This is a genomic window from Pseudomonas sp. P5_B2 (assembly GCF_056400445.1).
The window spans coordinates 1-866 of the sequence record NZ_JBFULH010001204.1; the positions used below are offsets into that span (position 1 = coordinate 1).

Consider the following 866-nt stretch of genomic DNA (forward strand, 5'->3'; position numbering starts at 1 on the left):
TCGAAGGCACGGTCGCTTCCGTTCCACCGCAAGGTGGTCGCAAGCATCCGCAGCAGGAATTCCTTCAGGTCGACACCCGTAACATCCTGTTCATCTGCGGTGGTGCGTTCTCCGGTCTGGAAAAGGTTATTCAAAACCGTTCCACCAAGGGCGGCATTGGTTTCAACGCGGAAGTGCGCAGCAAGGAAGAAGGCAAGAAAGTCGGTGAATCCCTGCGTGAAGTCGAGCCTGACGATCTGGTCAAGTTCGGTCTGATCCCGGAATTCGTTGGTCGTCTGCCGGTACTTGCAACGCTGGACGAGCTTGATGAGGCTGCATTGATGCAGATTCTCACCGAGCCAAAAAATGCTCTGACCAAGCAGTATGCCAAGTTGTTCGAGATGGAAGGCGTGGACCTGGAATTCCGGGCCGACGCACTGAAATCGGTCGCCAAACGTGCCCTGGAACGCAAGACCGGTGCCCGTGGACTGCGTTCGATTCTCGAAGGCGTATTGCTCGACACTATGTATGAAATCCCCTCGCAGTCCGAGGTGAGTAAAGTAGTGATCGATGAAAGCGTTATAGAAGGCAAGTCCAAGCCACTGTATATCTACGAAAACAGTGAGCCTGCTGCCAAGGCCGCGCCAGACGCCTAAGCGTCACGCAGCTGGAACAAAGAAGGGGCCTTCGGGCCCCTTTGCTTTTACTGCCTTTTATCCCTGTCTTTGTGCTTGTTTTTTTTGAAGGCAGCCCCCATCTTGGTTTCAAGCTTACTTCCATCTGTTTACGGCCTTATGGCCGCCGTAGAGGCGAAATCATGAAGACAACCATCGAATTGCCTCTCCTGCCATTGCGTGATGTTGTGGTTTATCCGCACATGGTTATCC

General features: G+C 53.3%; 2 protein-coding genes. Both read left to right on the forward strand.

The annotated features are described in order from the left end of the window. Nucleotides 1-635 (forward strand): AAA family ATPase (locus AC1DRJ_RS30225; protein ID WP_477805346.1); only part of this gene is annotated, 635 nt, incomplete at its 5' end. 41 nt (nt 636-676) lie between these two features. After that, on the forward strand, nt 677-866 hold a 190-nt coding region (locus tag AC1DRJ_RS30230; RefSeq protein ID WP_477805347.1), incomplete at its 3' end, for a hypothetical protein.